Annotated in this window: 16 protein-coding genes; 11 read left to right on the top strand and 5 right to left on the bottom strand. The window is 69.2% G+C overall.

Annotated elements, in window-relative coordinates; genetic code table 11:
- The first annotated feature begins 6 nt into the window (after positions 1 to 6).
- The 5 genes from ACLM5J_RS10125 (at position 7) to ACLM5J_RS10105 (ending at position 5,970) form a co-directional block, all read left to right on the top strand.
- Positions 7 to 483 (top strand): acyl-CoA thioesterase, encoded by a 477-nt coding sequence (locus tag ACLM5J_RS10125; RefSeq protein WP_413656287.1) that lies wholly within the window; start codon positions 7 to 9, stop codon positions 481 to 483.
- Between the two features lie 20 nt (positions 484 to 503).
- The gene (gene ftsY, locus ACLM5J_RS10120; RefSeq protein ID WP_413656286.1) at positions 504 to 1,667 is read left to right on the top strand and encodes a signal recognition particle-docking protein FtsY; all 1,164 of its coding nucleotides are present in this window, start codon (positions 504 to 506) and stop codon (positions 1,665 to 1,667) included.
- Between the two features lie 262 nt (positions 1,668 to 1,929).
- Positions 1,930 to 3,303 carry an ammonium transporter gene (locus ACLM5J_RS10115; protein ID WP_413656285.1) on the top strand — a complete coding sequence of 458 codons (1,374 nt, stop codon included), beginning with the start codon at positions 1,930 to 1,932 and terminating at the stop codon, positions 3,301 to 3,303.
- Positions 3,300 to 3,638 (top strand): P-II family nitrogen regulator, encoded by a 339-nt coding sequence (locus ACLM5J_RS10110; RefSeq protein WP_413656284.1) that lies wholly within the window; start codon positions 3,300 to 3,302, stop codon positions 3,636 to 3,638. The genes ACLM5J_RS10115 and ACLM5J_RS10110 overlap by 4 nt, the downstream gene beginning before the upstream one ends.
- 82 nt (positions 3,639 to 3,720) lie before the next feature.
- On the top strand, positions 3,721 to 5,970 hold the full coding sequence (locus ACLM5J_RS10105) for a [protein-PII] uridylyltransferase (RefSeq protein WP_413656283.1): 2,250 nt from the start codon (positions 3,721 to 3,723) through the stop codon (positions 5,968 to 5,970).
- On the opposite strand, the gene ACLM5J_RS10100 is transcribed toward ACLM5J_RS10105, so the two are convergent.
- On the bottom strand, positions 5,954 to 6,274 hold the full coding sequence (locus ACLM5J_RS10100; protein ID WP_413656282.1) for a hypothetical protein: 321 nt from the start codon (positions 6,272 to 6,274) through the stop codon (positions 5,954 to 5,956). The two genes, ACLM5J_RS10105 and ACLM5J_RS10100, sit on opposite strands and share 17 nt — an antisense overlap.
- Positions 6,275 to 6,352: 78 nt before the next feature.
- Here ACLM5J_RS10100 and ffh point away from each other — a divergent pair, with 78 nt between their 5' ends.
- From ffh to ACLM5J_RS10080, 4 genes are all read left to right on the top strand, one after another.
- Positions 6,353 to 7,909: a signal recognition particle protein gene (gene ffh, locus ACLM5J_RS10095; RefSeq protein ID WP_413656281.1), complete on the top strand. Its 1,557-nt coding sequence runs from the start codon at positions 6,353 to 6,355 to the stop codon at positions 7,907 to 7,909.
- Between the two features lie 434 nt (positions 7,910 to 8,343).
- Positions 8,344 to 8,547 (top strand): hypothetical protein, encoded by a 204-nt coding sequence (locus tag ACLM5J_RS10090; RefSeq protein WP_413656280.1) that lies wholly within the window; start codon positions 8,344 to 8,346, stop codon positions 8,545 to 8,547.
- On the top strand, positions 8,537 to 8,878 hold the full coding sequence (locus tag ACLM5J_RS10085; protein ID WP_413656279.1) for a helix-turn-helix domain-containing protein: 342 nt from the start codon (positions 8,537 to 8,539) through the stop codon (positions 8,876 to 8,878). Before ACLM5J_RS10090 ends, ACLM5J_RS10085 begins: the two co-directional genes overlap by 11 nt.
- A gap of 65 nt (positions 8,879 to 8,943) precedes the next feature.
- Positions 8,944 to 9,339: a hypothetical protein gene (locus ACLM5J_RS10080; RefSeq protein WP_413656278.1), complete on the top strand. Its 396-nt coding sequence runs from the start codon at positions 8,944 to 8,946 to the stop codon at positions 9,337 to 9,339.
- Here ACLM5J_RS10080 and ACLM5J_RS10075 read toward each other — a convergent pair.
- Positions 9,320 to 10,426 (bottom strand): ScyD/ScyE family protein, encoded by a 1,107-nt coding sequence (locus ACLM5J_RS10075; RefSeq protein WP_413656277.1) that lies wholly within the window; start codon positions 10,424 to 10,426, stop codon positions 9,320 to 9,322. The two genes, ACLM5J_RS10080 and ACLM5J_RS10075, sit on opposite strands and share 20 nt — an antisense overlap.
- 137 nt (positions 10,427 to 10,563) lie before the next feature.
- Between ACLM5J_RS10075 and ACLM5J_RS10070 the strand changes: the two genes are divergently transcribed.
- The gene (locus ACLM5J_RS10070; RefSeq protein WP_413656276.1) at positions 10,564 to 11,634 is read left to right on the top strand and encodes an amidohydrolase family protein; all 1,071 of its coding nucleotides are present in this window, start codon (positions 10,564 to 10,566) and stop codon (positions 11,632 to 11,634) included.
- 130 nt (positions 11,635 to 11,764) lie between these two features.
- Positions 11,765 to 12,427 (top strand): Ig-like domain repeat protein, encoded by a 663-nt coding sequence (locus ACLM5J_RS10065; RefSeq protein WP_413656275.1) that lies wholly within the window; start codon positions 11,765 to 11,767, stop codon positions 12,425 to 12,427.
- Between the two features lie 10 nt (positions 12,428 to 12,437).
- Here the strand turns inward: ACLM5J_RS10065 and ACLM5J_RS10060 are convergent, their stop codons facing one another.
- From ACLM5J_RS10060 to ACLM5J_RS10050, 3 genes are read right to left on the bottom strand one after another with little or no spacing between them, the layout of a single operon-like run.
- Positions 12,438 to 14,573: an iron ABC transporter permease gene (locus tag ACLM5J_RS10060; RefSeq protein ID WP_413656274.1), complete on the bottom strand. Its 2,136-nt coding sequence runs from the start codon at positions 14,571 to 14,573 to the stop codon at positions 12,438 to 12,440.
- Positions 14,566 to 15,582 carry an ABC transporter substrate-binding protein gene (locus ACLM5J_RS10055; RefSeq protein ID WP_413656273.1) on the bottom strand — a complete coding sequence of 339 codons (1,017 nt, stop codon included), beginning with the start codon at positions 15,580 to 15,582 and terminating at the stop codon, positions 14,566 to 14,568. The genes ACLM5J_RS10060 and ACLM5J_RS10055 overlap by 8 nt, the downstream gene beginning before the upstream one ends.
- 19 nt (positions 15,583 to 15,601) lie before the next feature.
- Positions 15,602 to 16,426, bottom strand: coding sequence for an ABC transporter ATP-binding protein (locus tag ACLM5J_RS10050; RefSeq protein ID WP_413656272.1), 825 nt, complete (start codon positions 16,424 to 16,426; stop codon positions 15,602 to 15,604).
- Positions 16,427 to 16,453: the final 27 nt, after the last annotated feature.

Here is a 16,453-nt window from a genome sequence, read left to right as displayed (position 1 = left end):
GACGTCGTGTCTACCTCTGAACAGTCCGCCCCCGCCGGGCGCCCGGTACGCGCCGACTACGTCGCCTGGCGCACAGCGACCACCCGGTGGCGGGACGACGACGCCTACGGTCACCTGAACAACGCGACGTACTACGAACTCTTCGACACCGCGGTCAACGCGCACCTCTTCGAGGCGACCGGCACCAACGTGCGGCTGCTCCCGCAGATCGGTGTGGTGGCCGAGACGTCGTGCCGGTACTTCCGGGAGATCGGCTTCCCCGAGCCGATCGAGATGGGACTGGTCGCGGAGAAGGTCGGCACCTCCTCGATCGTCTACCGGATCGGCCTCTTCCAGGGCGACTCCGACGAGGCGGCGGCAGAGGGCAGGTTCGTCCAGGTCTACGTGGACAACGCACATGGCGCCGGCAACCGGCCCGTCGTGCCGATGCCCGACATCATCCGTGCCGCCGTCACCCCGCTCCTGCGTACCTCGACGCGCTGAACCTCTGATTGGATTCACCCATGGATCTCCTGGCTGACTGGCTCTACCTGATCATCGGCATCGCCGTGGTCGCGGTCCTCGCGATCACCGGACTGGTGGTGTCGAGCAAGCGCCGTCGTGGCACGCCCCCCGCGGCGCCCTCGGCGCCGCCGCGCGAGGTACCCACGCAGGTACCGGATCAGGAGGTCTCCGACCTCGACACGGCGCCCGCAGAGCCGGCCGTCGAGGCGCCTGCCGCGCCGTCGGCGCCGACCCTGGACAAGCCGGAGGGCACCCAGAGCCGCCTGGTCCGGCTCCGCCAGCGGTTGGCCGGTTCACAGGGCGCACTCGGCAAGGGTCTGTTGGCGCTGCTTTCGCGCGACAAGCTCGACGAGGACACCTGGGAGGACCTCGAGGACGTCCTCCTCACCGCCGACATCGGTGTGGCGCCGACGCAGGAACTCACCGAGAAGCTCCGCACCCGACTCCGGGTCGAGGGTTCCAGCGCCGCGGACGCCCGCACCGTGCTCCGCGAGGAGCTGGTCAACCTGGTCGACCCGACGATGGACCGCCGTCTCTCCGTCAGCGGTGACGACGGCAAGCCCGGCGTGGTCCTGGTGGTCGGCGTCAACGGCGCCGGCAAGACCACCTCGGTCGGCAAGATCGCCCGGATCCTGGTGGCGGAGGAGAAGCAGGTCGTGCTGGGTGCGGCCGACACCTTCCGAGCCGCCGCCGTCGAACAGCTGCAGACCTGGGGCGACCGGGTCGGCGTCCCGGTGATCCGCGGGACAGAGGGTTCCGACCCGGCCAGTGTCGCCTTCGAAGCGGTGAAGCAGGGCGTCGACGAGAACCGCGACGTCGTCCTGATCGACACCGCCGGCCGGCTGCAGAACAAGGCCGGCCTGATGGACGAGCTGGGCAAGATCAAGCGCGTCATCGAGAAGCAGGCCCCGGTGACCGAGGTGCTCCTGGTGCTCGACGCCACCACCGGCCAGAACGGGATGATGCAGGCACGCGTCTTCTCCGAGGCGGTCAACGTCACCGGCATCGTGCTGACCAAGCTCGACGGTTCGGCCAAGGGCGGCATCGTCGTCGCCGTGCAGCGTGAGCTCGGCGTCCCGGTCAAGCTGGTCGGCCTGGGCGAGGGCCCCGACGACCTCGCGCCGTTCGACGCCGAGGCGTTCGTCGACGCACTGCTGGGCTGACCTTCCCGCCCGCCCCGAAACCCCCGCGGACGTCGTACGTTCCGAGCACCCGCCTGCTCGCAACGTATGACGTCCGCGGCGTTTCCAGGGAGCAGGAGAGGCGTAACACGAGCGAAACACGGTCGGAAATCATGTTTCCGAGACGAAACACAGCATCTGTTGCCGTGAAATCTGCGCCGACCAGAGTTGGGGTCACCTGAGGGCGAACCGGTCGCGACAGCGTGGTCGGAGCGGGGAGCCCCTGCCCAACGTTGGAGGTTCCATGGACGGCTACCACGCCTGGATGCTGATCGCAGCGTCCCTGGTCCTGTTGATGACCGCACCCGGTCTCGCACTGTTCTACGGCGGCATGAGCCGCTCGAAGTCCGTACTGAACATGATGATGATGTCGTTCGGTGCGCTTGGCATCGTCGGCGTCATCTACGTGCTGTGGGGCTGGAACATGTCCTACGGCGACAGCTACCCGGACGCCAACGGCGCGGTGGGCAAGGAGATCGGCCAGTTCTTCGCCAACCCGTTCCACAACTTCGGGATCAGCGACCTGGACCCGGCCAACTACATCTTCGTCGCCTTCCAGCTGACCTTCGCGGTGATCACCGCGGCGCTGATCAGCGGCGCGATCGCGGACCGGGTGAAGTTCTCCGCCTGGATGGCCTTCGTGCCGATCTGGGTCACCCTCTCCTACTTCCCGATGGCCCACATGGTCTGGGGCGGCGGCTTCCTCAGCCACAGTGCTGACGGCCTCTCCGCGATGATCTTCGGCACCATCGGCGAAGGCGCCGACAAGGTCGCCGAGATCGCCCCGATCGACTACGCCGGTGGCACCGTCGTCCACATCAACGCCGGTATCGCCGGCCTGATCCTGGCCCTGGTCGTGGGACGTCGGCTCGGCTTCGGCAAGACCCCGATGAAGCCGCACAACCTGCCGCTCACCATGATCGGCGCCGGTCTGCTCTGGTTCGGTTGGTTCGGCTTCAACGTCGGCTCGATCGTCTTCGCCAGTGACGACCCGACCGAGATGTACAACCAGTTCGTCTCCGAGACCGGACTGGTCTGGCTCAACACCACCGTCGCCACCTGTGCCGCGATGCTCGGCTGGCTGCTGCTGGAGAAGATCCGTGACGGCAAGGCGACCAGCCTCGGTGCCGCCTCGGGCATCGTCGCCGGCCTGGTCGCGATCACCCCTGCCTGTGGGGCGCTCTCGCCGGTCGGCTCGATCATCCTCGGCCTGGTCGCCGGTATGGCCTGCGCCATGGCGGTCGGCCTGAAGTACCGGTTCGGCTTCGACGACTCGCTCGACGTGATCGGCGTCCACCTGGTCGGTGGCCTGGTCGGCACCGTGGGCATCGGCTTCCTGGCCACCACCGGCGGTCTGTTCTACGGTGATGGTGCCAAGGTCCTGGTCGTGCAGATCGTGGTGGCACTCTTCGCCATGATCTGGTCGGCGATCGCCACCTTGATCGTGGCCCTGATCATCAAGGCCGCCATCGGTTGGCGGATCGACGAAGAGGCCGAGGTCGAGGGCATCGACTTCGTCGAGCACGGCGAGTCGGGCTACGACCTGGCCGGTACCTCCGCGGCTCGCCGCAGCTCCATCCTCACCAAGGACACCGTTTCGGAAGGAGTGTCGGCATGAAGCTGATCACTGCGGTCATCAAGCCGCACAAGTGGGAAGAGGTCCGCGAGGCGCTGGAGACCTTCGGTGTCACCGGGATGACCGTCAGCGAGGTCAGCGGCTACGGCCGGCAGAAGGGCCACACCGAGGTCTACCGCGGCGCGGAGTACGACATCGCCCTGGTCCCCAAGATCCGGCTCGAGATCGTGGTCGACGACGCCGATGCCGATGACATCGTGGGCATCGTGGTGAAGGCCGCACAGACCGGCCGGATCGGTGACGGCAAGGTCTGGGTCACCTCGGTCGACACCGTCGTCCGGGTCCGCACCGGCGACCGTGACGGCGCCGCCATCTGATCGCAGCACCACCTTCGACCGGCCCGGTCACGACACCGTTGTCGTGGCCGGGCCGGTCGGCTCTCAGCAACCGGAGGCCCCGATGAGCGCAGTCGAACGAGCCGAACGCACCCAGGCAGCGGACACCCTGTGCCGCGACGCCTACGCCGCGCAGGACGGCCCCGAGACCGGGATCGCGTTGATCGCCGTCGGTGGCTACGGACGAGGCGAACTCGCGCCGCACTCCGACATCGACGTGGTCCTGCTGCACGCCGACGACGTCGACCCCGGAGTTCTGGCCGAGCAGCTCTGGTACCCGCTCTGGGACGCCTGCCACCGCCTCGACCACTCGGTCCGGTCCTGGAGCGGCGTGCTGGAGATGGCGCAGACAGACCTCCGGGTAGCACTCGGCATGCTGGACGCACGGCACCTGGCCGGAGACCCCAACCTCACCCTCCGACTGCGGACCACACTGTTGGCCGCGTGGCGCCGCGACGCACGACGCCGTCTGCCGGAGCTCCAGAAGATGACCGACCAGCGTCATGAGGTGACCGGCGAACTGGCGCACAGCTCGGTACCCGACGTGAAGGAGGCCGAAGGCGGCCTGCGGGACGCGACCGTCCTCAAAGCGCTGGTGGCCACCTGGCTGGTCGACGCCTCCAACCCGGACCTGGAGCGGAGCCGCCAGGCGTTGCTCGACGTCCGTGATCTCGTGCATCAGGTCGCCGGACGGGCCACCGACCGGATCGCGCCTGAACACTGGGAGCCGTTGGCGGAGCTGCTTCAGGTGGCCTCGCCGATGGAGGCGCAGGCCCAGGTCCGTGAGTTGGGGCGCCGTCTGGCGCACCTGTCCCGGTTGACCTGGCGCCGGGTCGAGGCCGTGCTCTCCGGTACTGCGGTGCGGGGAACACGCCGACCGCATCTGGTCTCCTTGGCCCGCGGGGTCGCGGAGGTCCGCGGCGAGGTGGTGTTGGACGGCAGGGTGGCGCCTGCCGACGATCCGATCCTGTTGCTGCGCGCGGCCTCGGTGGCAGCCCAGCGTGACCTCGTCCTTTCCCCCGTGACGGCGGCTCGACTGGCTCGTGAGTGCCCGCCGTTGCCGGACCCGTGGCCGGCCGAGGCCCGTGACCTGCTGGTTCGGATGCTGGCCGCCGGACCTGCGTTGCGGGCGGTCTGGGAGACCCTCGACGAGACCGGGGCCCTGGCCCGGGTGCTGCCCGAGTGGGAGCAGATCCGGCTGCTCCCGCACGCCTCGGCGATCCACCGTTTCACCGTCGACCGGCACGTGGTGGAGACCTGCATCGAGGCCTCCGGGCTGATCCGCCGGGTAGCGCGTCCCGACGTGCTGGTGGTCGCGGCGCTGCTGCACGACATCGGCAAGGGGGAGTTGGGCGAGCACTGTCAGGCCGGAGCGCCGATCGCTCGCCGGATCGCGACCCGGATCGGGTTCGACGAGGTCGAGGTGGAGCTGATCGGCACCCTGGTCCGCTGGCACCTGCTGCTCGGCGACGTCGCCACCTCCCGTGACCCCGACGACCCGGCCACCGTGGCGATGGTCCTCGACAAGGTTCAGAGCCAAGAAGCGTTGGAGCTGCTGGCCGCGCTGACCCAGGCGGACAGCCTCGCGGCCTCCGCGAAGGCGTGGTCGAGCTGGCGGGCGGCGCTGGTGCACCAACTCCTGACCCGCTGCCAACAGACGTTGCGGGCCCGGGCGGCGGAGACCACCTTGCCCCGGGCGTTGCCGCCGTTGGTCGACGTCCCGGATGCGGTGTGGCGCGACCCGCGCCAGGTCGGGATCGAGGTGACGCCGACCGAGGACGGATCACGGGTCCGGGTGGTCTCCGGTGACCGGGTCGGGCTGTTGGCCGACATCGCCGGGATGCTGGCCGTGCAGCGGATCGCGGTGCGGGCCGCCAAGGCCTGGCCCCAGGACGAGTACGGCGTCTCTGAATGGTTCACCGCCGCCGAGGACCTGGACGCGCGGATCCTCAGGGAGCGGTTGCAGGCGATCGTCGATGGTCGGATCGAAGTGAGCGACCGGCTGCGTCGGGCCCTGCCCGACCGCCTCCAACCGAGCGTGGCGGTACGCCCGGAGGCGTCCACCAGCGCTACGGTCCTGGAGATCCGGACCGAGGACCGCCCGGGCGTGGTGCATCTGGTCTGTGCGGCGTTGGCGGAGCTGGGGATCTCGGTCCGTTCCGCCCATGTCGCGACGCTAGGTCCGCAGGCCGTCGACGTCTTCTACATGCAGGAACTGGGCGCCGGTGCGCTCAGCGACTCCCGGGCGGCGGAGGCCGCGCATGCGGTGCGAGCGGCTCTCGATGTCGGCCGGGGAGCTAGCGCCGTCGGGTGATCCGGGCGGTCCGGGGGGTGCCGTCGGCGCCGCGGACCAACTGGACGCCACTCTGGCCCGGCGGCAGGTCGCCGTCGGGGGAGGGGACGGTCTCGGCGACCTCGTCGACGTGCTGCAACTCCAAGCGGGCGCGGTGCGCGGCTGGGTGGAAGACCTCGTCCATCGCGCCCAACGGGTTGCCGTGGGCGCTGCCGCCTCCACCGCGGCGCATGTCGCGCTGGACCAGCACCGTGAGCAGCGAGATCACCGCGACGAAGGCGATCACGAGGCTGAACGGCATCCAGAACGGTGCGCTGATACCCATGCTGTCCAGACTACGCGTGGCCACCCGGTTAGGCTTGTCCTTCGATCACCCCGTCAGGCCCAGACCGAGGACACCGACTTGTTCGCCACTCTTTCCGACCGGCTCGCCAGCACGTTCAAGAACCTGCGTGGCAAGGGTCGGCTCTCCGAAGCCGACATCGATGCCACCGCGCGCGAGATCCGTATCGCGCTGCTGGAGGCCGACGTTGCGCTTCCGGTCGTCAAGGAGTTCGTCGGCGCGATCAAGGAGCGGGCCCGTGGCGAAGAGGTCTCGGGTGCACTGAACCCAGCCCAGCAGATCGTCAAGATCGTCAACGAGGAACTCGTCGCGATCCTCGGTGGCGAGACCCGCCGTCTCCGGTACGCCAAGACCGGCCCGACCGTGATCATGCTGGCGGGTCTGCAGGGTGCCGGTAAGACGACCCTGGCTGCGAAGCTCGCGCTCTGGCTCAAGGAGCAGGGCAAGACTCCGATGCTGGTCGCCTGCGACCTGCAGCGGCCGAACGCCGTCAACCAGCTCCAGGTGAACGGTGAGCGGGTCGGCGTCCCGGTCTTCGCCCCGGAGCCGGGCAATGGCGTGGGCAACCCGGTCGAGGTGGCCAAGCAGGGTGTGGCCGAGGCCAAGCGGACCCTGCACGACGTGGTCATCATCGACACCGCGGGTCGCCTCGGCGTCGACGCGGAGATGATGGGCCAAGCCCGGATGATCCGTACCGCCACCCAGCCTGACGAAGTGCTCTTCGTGGTGGACGCGATGATCGGTCAGGACGCCGTCAACACGGCGCTGGCCTTCCAGGAGGGCGTCGGCTACGACGGCGTCGTGCTGACCAAGCTGGACGGCGACGCCCGAGGTGGTGCGGCCCTCTCGATCGCCTCGATCACCGGCAAGCCGGTCATGTTCGCCTCCAACGGCGAGAAGATGACCGACTTCGATCTCTTCCACCCGGACCGGATGGCGTCGCGCATCCTGGACATGGGCGACATGCTCACCCTGATCGAGCAGGCCGAGAAGGCGTTCGATCAGGAGGAGGCGCTCAAGGCCGCGGAGAAGTTGACCGGTGGCGGCGACTTCACGCTCACCGACTTCCTCTCCCAGATGCAGCAGATCCGTAAGCTCGGATCGCTCTCCAAGATCATGGGCATGTTGCCCGGGATGGGTCAGTTCCGCGAGCAGCTGGACAACTTCGACGAGCGCGAGATCGACAAGATCCAGGCGATCATCCAGTCGATGACGCCGGCCGAGCGGGAGAACCCGAAGCTGATCGACGGTTCGCGCCGGCTCCGGATCTCGAAGGGTTCCGGCACCCAGGTGAGCGACGTCAACACCCTGGTCGACCGCTTCTTCGAGGCGAAGAAGATGATGCAGCAGATGGCCAAGGGCGGCGGCATCCCCGGGATGCCCGGCATGGGCGGTCTGCCCGGTGGCGGTGCCAAGGCAGCCAAGCAGAAGAAGCAGCAGCAGGGCAAGAAGAAGCGCGTCTCCGGCAACCCCGCCAAGGCCGCCCAGCAGCGCAAGGAGATCGGCTCCAAGCCCGCCTCCGCCGGCAACCCGTTCGGCAGCCCCGAAGGCATCGACTACGAGTCCGCCGCCGCCAACCTGGACCTCCCGAAGGACTTCTCCAAGTTCCTGAAGTGAGCCTTCGGGCAGGTCGGGGTTGGTGTCAGTAGTCGTCTTGGCGCCAGGTGCCCACCTCGACCACCACCCTCTTGCTCTGGCGTCGGCGATCTTGCACGAGGCGATCAAAGCCGCCCACCTGGCCGACCCGAGTTGGGAAGGCGGGTTCCAAGAGACCCAGTCTCTGATCTGTTCGACCTCGCTGACCGCCTAGGACTCCTGCCCGGCGCGGCCAGGGACGACCCCTGTTCCGGGCACGGGCTTGCGCGCCCGAACGGGCTTCGCGTGGCGCTCTGGGCAAAGTGGCCTGTGGAGAGAGCGTCTGCCGGTCTCGATCGGGCCTAGCTTTGAAGCCGCTCGCGAGGACCGCCTTCGTGGAGTCAGTCTCCTTGACAATGAGCTTTAGGAATTACTAAAGTTGAACGATCTTGTGTACTGCACTTCAGCCACGATTGGTGGTACGGGCCGAGGAGCGCGGCAAGGTCCTGGTGCGGGTTGACTCGGCGGCTCCCCACAGCCCCATGTGGTGGTTCCCCGCGTTCGATGGCCAGGTACTGCGGCTCGCCAATGCGTGGCCCAAGGTCGGGCAGAAGGTGGAGCGCCGCGACGTGGACTACGCCGTACTGATTCGACGAGAGGATCTCGACCATGACCGATGACGATCAGCGTGAGTGCGTGGACCTGGCGGCTGCTGCTCTCTCGAACGCAGTCGGGTCGCTGATGGAGCAGGTCGTTGAAGGCAGTGGTCTGAAGAAGCAGGAGATCGCGCAGCGGATGGGGATCACGCCGGCGCGGATCTCCCAGCTTCTGGCATCCGACGGCAACGTTCGGGTCGCCTCCCTGGCGCGCCTCGTAGAGGCTGCTGGATACGAGATCGCGGTGGTGGTGACACCGAAGGACCCCACCCGGGGGCCCAGCATCGAAGTCCCGCGTCGCCGGGACCGGAGCCGCGGCGCCCCGACTGAACCACGGGTGGGCACGACCGCCTAGCGTTGGTGCATGGTCTCGTACGGTTCGTTGACGGCTCGCACCTCCCACGTCGGGGGTAGTGGGCGATGAGCGCGAAACGACGGACGCCGGGCACGGTGTTGGTGGTGGACGCCGCCAACGTGGTGGGAACTAGGCCGGACGGTTGGTGGAAGGACCGGGCCGGTGCGGCCCGGCGGCTCCACGAACAGTTGCTGGTGGGCGACACGCCGCATGACGAGATCGTGCTCGTCCTCGAAGGAGGAGCCAAAGCAGGCGTGAGGTCCGGACGCGATCAACACGTCCGGACCGTTCACGCCGCCAAGGATGGGGACTCCGAGATCGAGCGGCAGACCGCGGCTGCCGTAGCGGCAGGTAGCCGGGTCACGGTGATCACCGCCGATCAGTTCCTCCGCGCCCGGGTCGAAGGCTTGGGCGCGATGGCGATGAGCCCCTCATGGTTGCTCACTTTCCTGACAGGTTGAACGCCACCACCTGACCGCCGTCGGGGCAGACCGCACACGTGGTCACGTAGCCACGACCGCGCGAGAAGGCGACGCCGTACGGTGCCGGAAGGTCGTCCAGCACGGTCTTCGCCATGCCACCGGGCATGACCTTGACCAGGGAGCCCATCGGCAGGTCCTCGCCAGCCGCGAGCAGGCCCTCATCGGCGATCTGCACCGCGTACAGCGAACCGCGGTACCAGGCCAGATCCGTGACGTTGGTCAGACCCGTCGCCACGATGCTGTGATGGCCGGTCCGCGAGAACCGGTGGATGCGAGAAGCACCGGCCTTGAACGGGAAGCCGACCAGTTCACTGACGTAGACCGAGCCATCCGGCGCGGCGATCACCGAGGTGGGCACTGCCTGCATCTCGATCTCAGGGAACGGCGGGAACGGCGCGGGCTCGGTTCCAGGGGAGTCGAGGACGCCGATCACCCTGATCCGGCCCCGCGCACTCACCTTGAGCACCGCGTTGGCACCCGCGTCAGCGACGACGAAGCCATGCCGGGTCCGGGCGAACCCGCCGGGGTTGCTGTCCGGGCCGACGCCGTCCGGATCGTTGGCGGCCTCGAAGGCGGCCAGGTCGGCCAGCACCCGGGGCCTGGTGGAGATCATCCGGTGGTGCTTGGCCTTCCACCACTTGCCGGTGACCATCGTGCCGAGCAGTTTGCGTCCGGTCGTGGGCATATCGGCGCGGACCGCCGGGTCGGCGCCCAGGCCGATGGTGGCCACCCAGTGCCGGCCGTGGGCCATGACGTCGGTCGGGCCGATCGCGGCGCTGCCGTCGGGTGCGGCGAGCGAAGGGAGCCCGCGCACCACTCGGTGCTGTCCGTGTCGGGTGATCTTCGTGATCGCTCCACTGGTGCCGAAGCAGACCTCATCGCCTTCGGGGCCGGCCTGACAGGGACCGGATCCCCCGGTGCCGGCTTCGGCGACATAGAGCGCGTTTCCGCTGACGGAGAGATGCCGGGGGTTGTCGAGACCGGTGGCGACCACGTGCCAATCGGGCGACGTCGACTGCGCGGAGTCCGCGAGAGCCGAGGGTACGGCGCCGAGTGAGGCGCTCAATGCGAGAACGGAAAGGGTTGCGGATAGACGGATGGGTTTCATGGGAACCTCCAAGGGACCGCTGTCCACCTTGCTCACGTTCCTCGGCCCACGGCACCACCCAGATTGCACAAATGCGGTCGCGATAGCGTCGGGCCATGAGCGCCACGAAGTTCACCGGACCCGTGTTGCCCGACGGCGAGAGCCGCGACCTCTACGTGGTCGACGGCCGGATCACGTTCGAGCCTCAAGCCGGTGCCGACGTCGTCGCGTCGGGCTGGATCGTGCCCGGGCTGGTCGACGCGCACAATCACCTCGGCCTCGAGGACCACGGTGCGATCACCGACGACGAGGTGGAGGCCCAGGCGCTCGCGGACCGGGACACCGGCGCACTGCTGCTCCGTGACTGCGGTTCCCCGACCGACACCCGATGGGTGCACGAACGCGACGACCTGCCCCGGCTGATCCGGTGTGGGCGTCATCTGGCCCGGACCCGTCGCTACATCCGGAACTTCGGTCACGAGGTCGAGCCGGACCAGCTGGTCGCCTACGCGGCCGAGCAGGCCCGCACCAGTGACGGCTGGATCAAGCTGGTCGGCGACTGGATCTCCCGCGACGCCGGCGACCTCACCCCGTCGTTCGACGTCGTCACCTTCACCGCGGCGATCGATGCTGCGCACGCCGAGGGGGCCAAGGTGACGGCGCACTGCTTCGGCACCGACGTCCTGCAGGGGCTCCTCGACGCCGGGATCGACTGCATCGAGCACGGCACCGGTCTCGGCATGGAGCACCTCGAGCAGATGGTCGCGGGCGGTGTCGCCCTGGTGCCGACCGTGATGCAGACCGCCAAGTTCCCTCAGTTCGCGGCCGACGGCCGGGAGAAGTTCCCGGCGTACTCCGCCACCATGGACGACCTCTTCGCGCGGCGCCGCGAGACGTTGCTGACCGCTCACGAGGCCGGCGTGGACCTCTTCGTCGGCTCCGACGGCGGCGGGGTGGCCCGGCACGGTGAGCTCGCCGGGGAGATCGAAGCGATGGTGGCGATGGGGCTGCCCCAAGCCGACGTGATCGCTGCCGCGTCGTGGAAGGCTCGCTCCTGGTTGGGTTTCGCCGGGATCGAGGAGGGGGCCAGCGCCGACTTCGTGGTCTACGACGCCGATCCTCGGGTGGATCTCTCAGTCCTGCGGCGTCCGGTCGCCGTGGTGCTCCGTGGCGCCGTCGTCGCCTGATCGCATCAATCAGCCGACAAAGAGAGATCTCCGGCCTAGGGTGAAAGCTCGTCTCACTCCGCGGGGGTAGCTGATGCCGGTCAGAGCGCGAGTATTGCCGCTTCGTTCACTCGCCCGCGGGGCAGCCTTGATGTTGGGCGCGTCCTTGCTCAGCCTCGCGGCGCCGGCGCAGGCGGCGGGTACCGCCACCATCGACTCCTTCTCGCCGTCGCCTCCGTACCCCGGCGGTACCGTCGTCGTCCAGGGGAGTGGCTGCGGGGCGGGCAGCGGGGTGACTGTCTTCCTCTGGCGTCCTGCCGGTTCGCCGGTGACGGCGACCACTACCGGTACCGCGAACGGCGAGGGTGGTTTCGCCCTTGCGGTGACGGTGCCGAGCAGCTACGCCGAGAGTGACGAGATCGGGATCGCTGCTTCCTGCGCTGCCCCGGCCAGTGGGCCGTGGGACGACATCGCCTTCACCGCCCTGACCGCCGCGCCCGCTCCGCCCAAGAGCGGCACGGCTACCACCGCGAAGCTGAAGCGTGCCAAGGTCAAGGCGAGCAAACGTGCCGTGGTCACCGTCCTGGTGCGGTCCATCGGCGGTTCGATGACGCCGAGCGGGAAGTTCCAGGTCCGCGTCGACGGCAAGGTTCGCAGATCGGTCACCCTGTCGTCTTCGTCGAGGGGAAGGGCGAAGGTCACCCTCCCCAGGCTCAAAGTCGGGAGGCACAAGGTTCAGATCCGCTATCTGGGCGGCGCGCGGCACGAACCGTCGAGGAGCAAGGTGCTGAAGTTGCAGGTGGTGCGCCGCTAGTTGTGGGACCTCACCCGGCTCGCGAGCGGGACAACAGCCAGATGAAGTAGGGCGTCCCGATCAGGGAGACCAGCAACCCGACCGGGATCTGGGCTGGTGCGATCACGGTCCGGCCCAATAGATCGGCCAGCACCATCAAGGCAGCGCCGATCCCGATCGCGGTGGGAATCACCCGGACGTGACGCGAGCCGACCAGAGCCCGAGCGGCGTGCGGTGCGACCAGGCCGACGAAGCCGACCACTCCGACCGCGGCGACGCTGGTGGCGGCGAGCAGCGCCCCGAGGAGGAGGATCGCTAGCCGGACCGGCTCCAGCGCGACACCGACGCCACGGGGGACGTCGTCGTCGAGAGCCAGCAGGTCGAGTTCCCGGCGTAGCACGAAGGCGAGCGGGATCGCGAGCAGCAGCACCGCGGCCACCGGCAGCACCTGGTCCCAGGTCCGGCCATAGGTGGTGCCCGACAACCAGGTGTAGATCCGGGGCGTGTCCCACGGGTTGCTGCGGACCAGGAGGAAGGTGGAGATCGCGGTGGTCGAGTACCAGACGCCGATTCCGATCAGCACCAGCCGGTCGGCGTCGAGACCGCCGCGCCAGGCCAATGCGTAGACCAACCCGAACGAGGCCAGCGCGCCGAGCACTCCGGCGATCAGGACCTGGTCCGACGACGGCGCATGGTTGCCACCGCCGGTGACGATCAGGACGGCGCCCAATCCGGCACCGCCGGTGATGCCGAGCAGCCCTGGCTCGGCCAGGGGATTGCGGCAGGTGCCCTGGACCAGGACGCCGGCGAGTGCGAGCGCGGCGCCGGCGGCCAGGGCAGCTCCGACCCGAGGTGCGCGTTCGTCGAGCGCGAAGCCGACCAACGGCCCGGCGGAGTCGTTGAGCCAGAGCCCGAGGTCACCGAACCGGAGCCAGGTATGACCGGCGAGCAACCCGACCACGCTGAGTGTGACGACCAGGGCGACCAGCACGGTGAGGACCACCGTGAAGCCGAGGCGGCCCGGGAGCCGACGGGCGGTCGGAGAGCTGGCGGAGCCGCCGAAGCCTCGGTGTGAACGGGCCAGGGCGATCATCAGGATGCCGCCCAGGATGGTGGTGGTGACGCCGGGTGGGACGCGGAGTCCTTCCTCGGCACCGAGCGCGGCGCGGACGACGGCGTCGGCGGCGATCACCACGATCACGCCGAGTAGGCCGGAGGCGGGCAGCGCGAAGGCGTGCAGACGGAGTCCCGGAACCACCCGGGCGGCGGCGCGGACCAGCACCGGGGCGACCAGGCCGACGAAGCCGATCGGACCGGCCACGGTGACTGCTGCGGCGGTCAACACCACCGCGATCAGGACGCCGCCGGCGCGGATCCTGCGGACCGGCACGCCCAGGCTGGCAGCAGTGTCCTCACCGAGGGAGAGCACGTCCAGGCTGCGCGCCAGCCAGAGTGCGCCGGCGAAGGCGACCACCACCAGGGGCAGCGCGAAGTTCACGGCCCCGAAGCCGAGCTGGGTCAGCGAGCCGTTGCCCCACGCGAAGAGGCTGGTGGTCTCCTCCTGGAAGAGGATCAACAGGGTCGCGGTGGCGGCTTGGGTAGCCATCGCCACGGCGGAGCCGGCCAGGATCAGGCGGCTGGTCGAACTACCCGCGCCGGCCAGCGAGAGCACGAGCAGCGCGGTCACGGAGCCGCCGATGAAACCGGAGAGCCCCGAAGCCCACAACGGCAGGGTGATCCCGAAGGCCGCGACAGCGGTGACCGCCAGGTAGGCGCCGCCGGTGACGGCGAGGGTGTCGGGGGAGGCCAGCGGGTTGCGGGCGATCGATTGGAAGAGGCAGCCAGCGACGCCGAGGGCGAAGCCCACCACGATGGCGGCGGCGAGCCGTGGCAGCCGCGAACCCCAGATCAGGTCGCCGATGGTGACCCCGGAAGGAGCCAAGACGTCCTCGCCGCCCAACAGCCAGCGGGCCAGGTCGATCGGCCCGACTCCGGAGGTGCCCTGGGTGAGGTGCCACAGGGAGAGGACGACGACCACGGCGGTGAGCGTCACCAGGACGCCCACACCCCACAGCGTGTCGCGTGCACCCACCCGGGACGGGCCTGCCCCCGGTTCCACAGGTGTGGACTCGGGGGCGGCCGGCATGCGGGTGGCGAGGTCAGTCAACCAACACTCCGAGGTAGGCGTCGATCACCTGCTCGGCCGAGCGAGGACCGCCGAAGGTCCAGATCCCGGCCGGGAAGGGGTGGGCGTTGCCGGCCTGCACCGAGGGCAGCTTCTTCCAGATCGGGTTGCCGACCAGCCGCTCGTTGACGTCCTCGGCATCCGGGTCACGGGTGCCGGTGTAGAGCAGGAGCGCGTCGCCGACCTTGGTGAAGCCCTCGATGTCGCTCTGGCCGAGGCCGTAGGCAGGGTCGACCTCGCCGGTCCAGGCGTTGGTCAGCCCGATCTCCTCGCCGAGCTCGCCGACCAGGGAGCCCTGCCCGAAGGGCCGGATGCTGACGTTGCCGCCGTCGATCCAGCCGTCGAAGTAGACGAACTCCTTGGTGGCCACATCGGCCGCGGCGACCTTCTCCTTGGCCTCGGCGAGGGTGGCGTCGAACTGGTCGAGGACCACCTGGGCGCGCTCGCCACGTCCGGTCGCTTCGGCGATCAGTTCGAAGGTCGACCGCATCTGCGCGATCGGGTCGGCGGCGTCGGCGCCCTTGGTGGCGAGTACCGGGATGTCGTACTTCTCCAGCGTCTTGATGCTCTCGTCATCGGCGCTGTAGGCCTCGACGATGATCAGGTCCGGGTTGGTCCCGAGCAGCGCTTCGCGGTTGGGCTCGCCACGGGTGCCGACATCGACGACACCGGAGGTGGGCAGCTTCTCGGCACTGTTCCAGGCGCCGTAGCCGCTGGCGTCCGCAACGGCGACCGGGGTGACGCAGAGGCTGAGTGCGTCCTCGATCTGCTGCCACTCCAGGACGGCGATCCGCTTGGCCGGCTGGTCCAGCTTCACGGTGCGCCCGAAGCCGTCGGTCAGTTCGACGGGGCCGGTGGCGGTGGCCGTGGTGTCGTCGGCGCAGGCCTCGGAGGCTGTCGCGGCCGGGGCGTCGTCGTTCTCCTTCGTGGTGCCGCAGGCGGTGAGGGCCAGCGCGGCGGAGAGCGTAACGGCGAGGGTGACTCGCTTCATCGGGGGTGTTCCTCTCGGATCAGGGACGGAGTCGGGTGCTGGCGAGCGCCTCGACGTGAAGGTGACCGGTCGCCGTTGACACGGTCGTCTCGATGGGAATGCCGTAGACCTCACTGAGGTGCGCGGAGGTCAGCACGGCCGCAGGGGCGCCGTCGGCGTGGATCTCGCCGCGGTGCAGCAGGACCACCCGGTCGGCGACGGCGGCGGCGTGGTTGAGGTCGTGTAGGACGACACCGAGGGTGGTGCCGCGCTCGGCCAGGCGGCGGACCAGACGCAGGGTCTCCACCTGGTAGCGCAGGTCCAGGTGGTTGGTCGGCTCGTCGAGGAGCAGCACCCCGGTCTCCTGGGCGAGCGAGGATGCGAGCCACACCCGCTGCAGTTCGCCGCCGGAGAGTTGGTCGACGGGGCGGTCGACCATGTGGCTGGTGCCGGTGATCTCCAAGGCGCTGGTGATCGCATCGCGGTCGGCGTCGTTCAGTGCCCCGAAGCGGGGTCGGTGCGGGTGGCGGCCGAAGCCGACCACGTCGTGCACGGTGAGACCGGAGGGATGCGGGCGGGACTGGCTCAGCAGCGCTACCCGGCGGGCGAAGTCGCGGGCCCGCAGCGAACGGAGCTCGGTCCCCGCTACCGAGACCGCGCCGGAACCGATCGGGTGGAGCCGGGCCAGCGCCCGCAGCAGGGTCGACTTGCCGCTGCCGTTGGGGCCGACCAGCGCTGTCACCTGGCCGGCGACGAGATCGAGGCTGGCGCCGTGGACCACGGTCTTGCCGGCGTAGCCGAGGACCAGATCATGGCCTGCCAGCGGCGCCGGGTGAGCGTCGTCGGGGAGGGGAGAGGCGGTCATGGGTGAGGAACCTAGCATTTGGATTTA

It is taken from the genome of Nocardioides sp. Bht2 (assembly GCF_047308515.1).
In the GTDB taxonomy this organism is placed as follows: domain Bacteria; phylum Actinomycetota; class Actinomycetes; order Propionibacteriales; family Nocardioidaceae; genus Nocardioides.
This window is presented reverse-complemented; position numbering and strand designations above follow the sequence as displayed.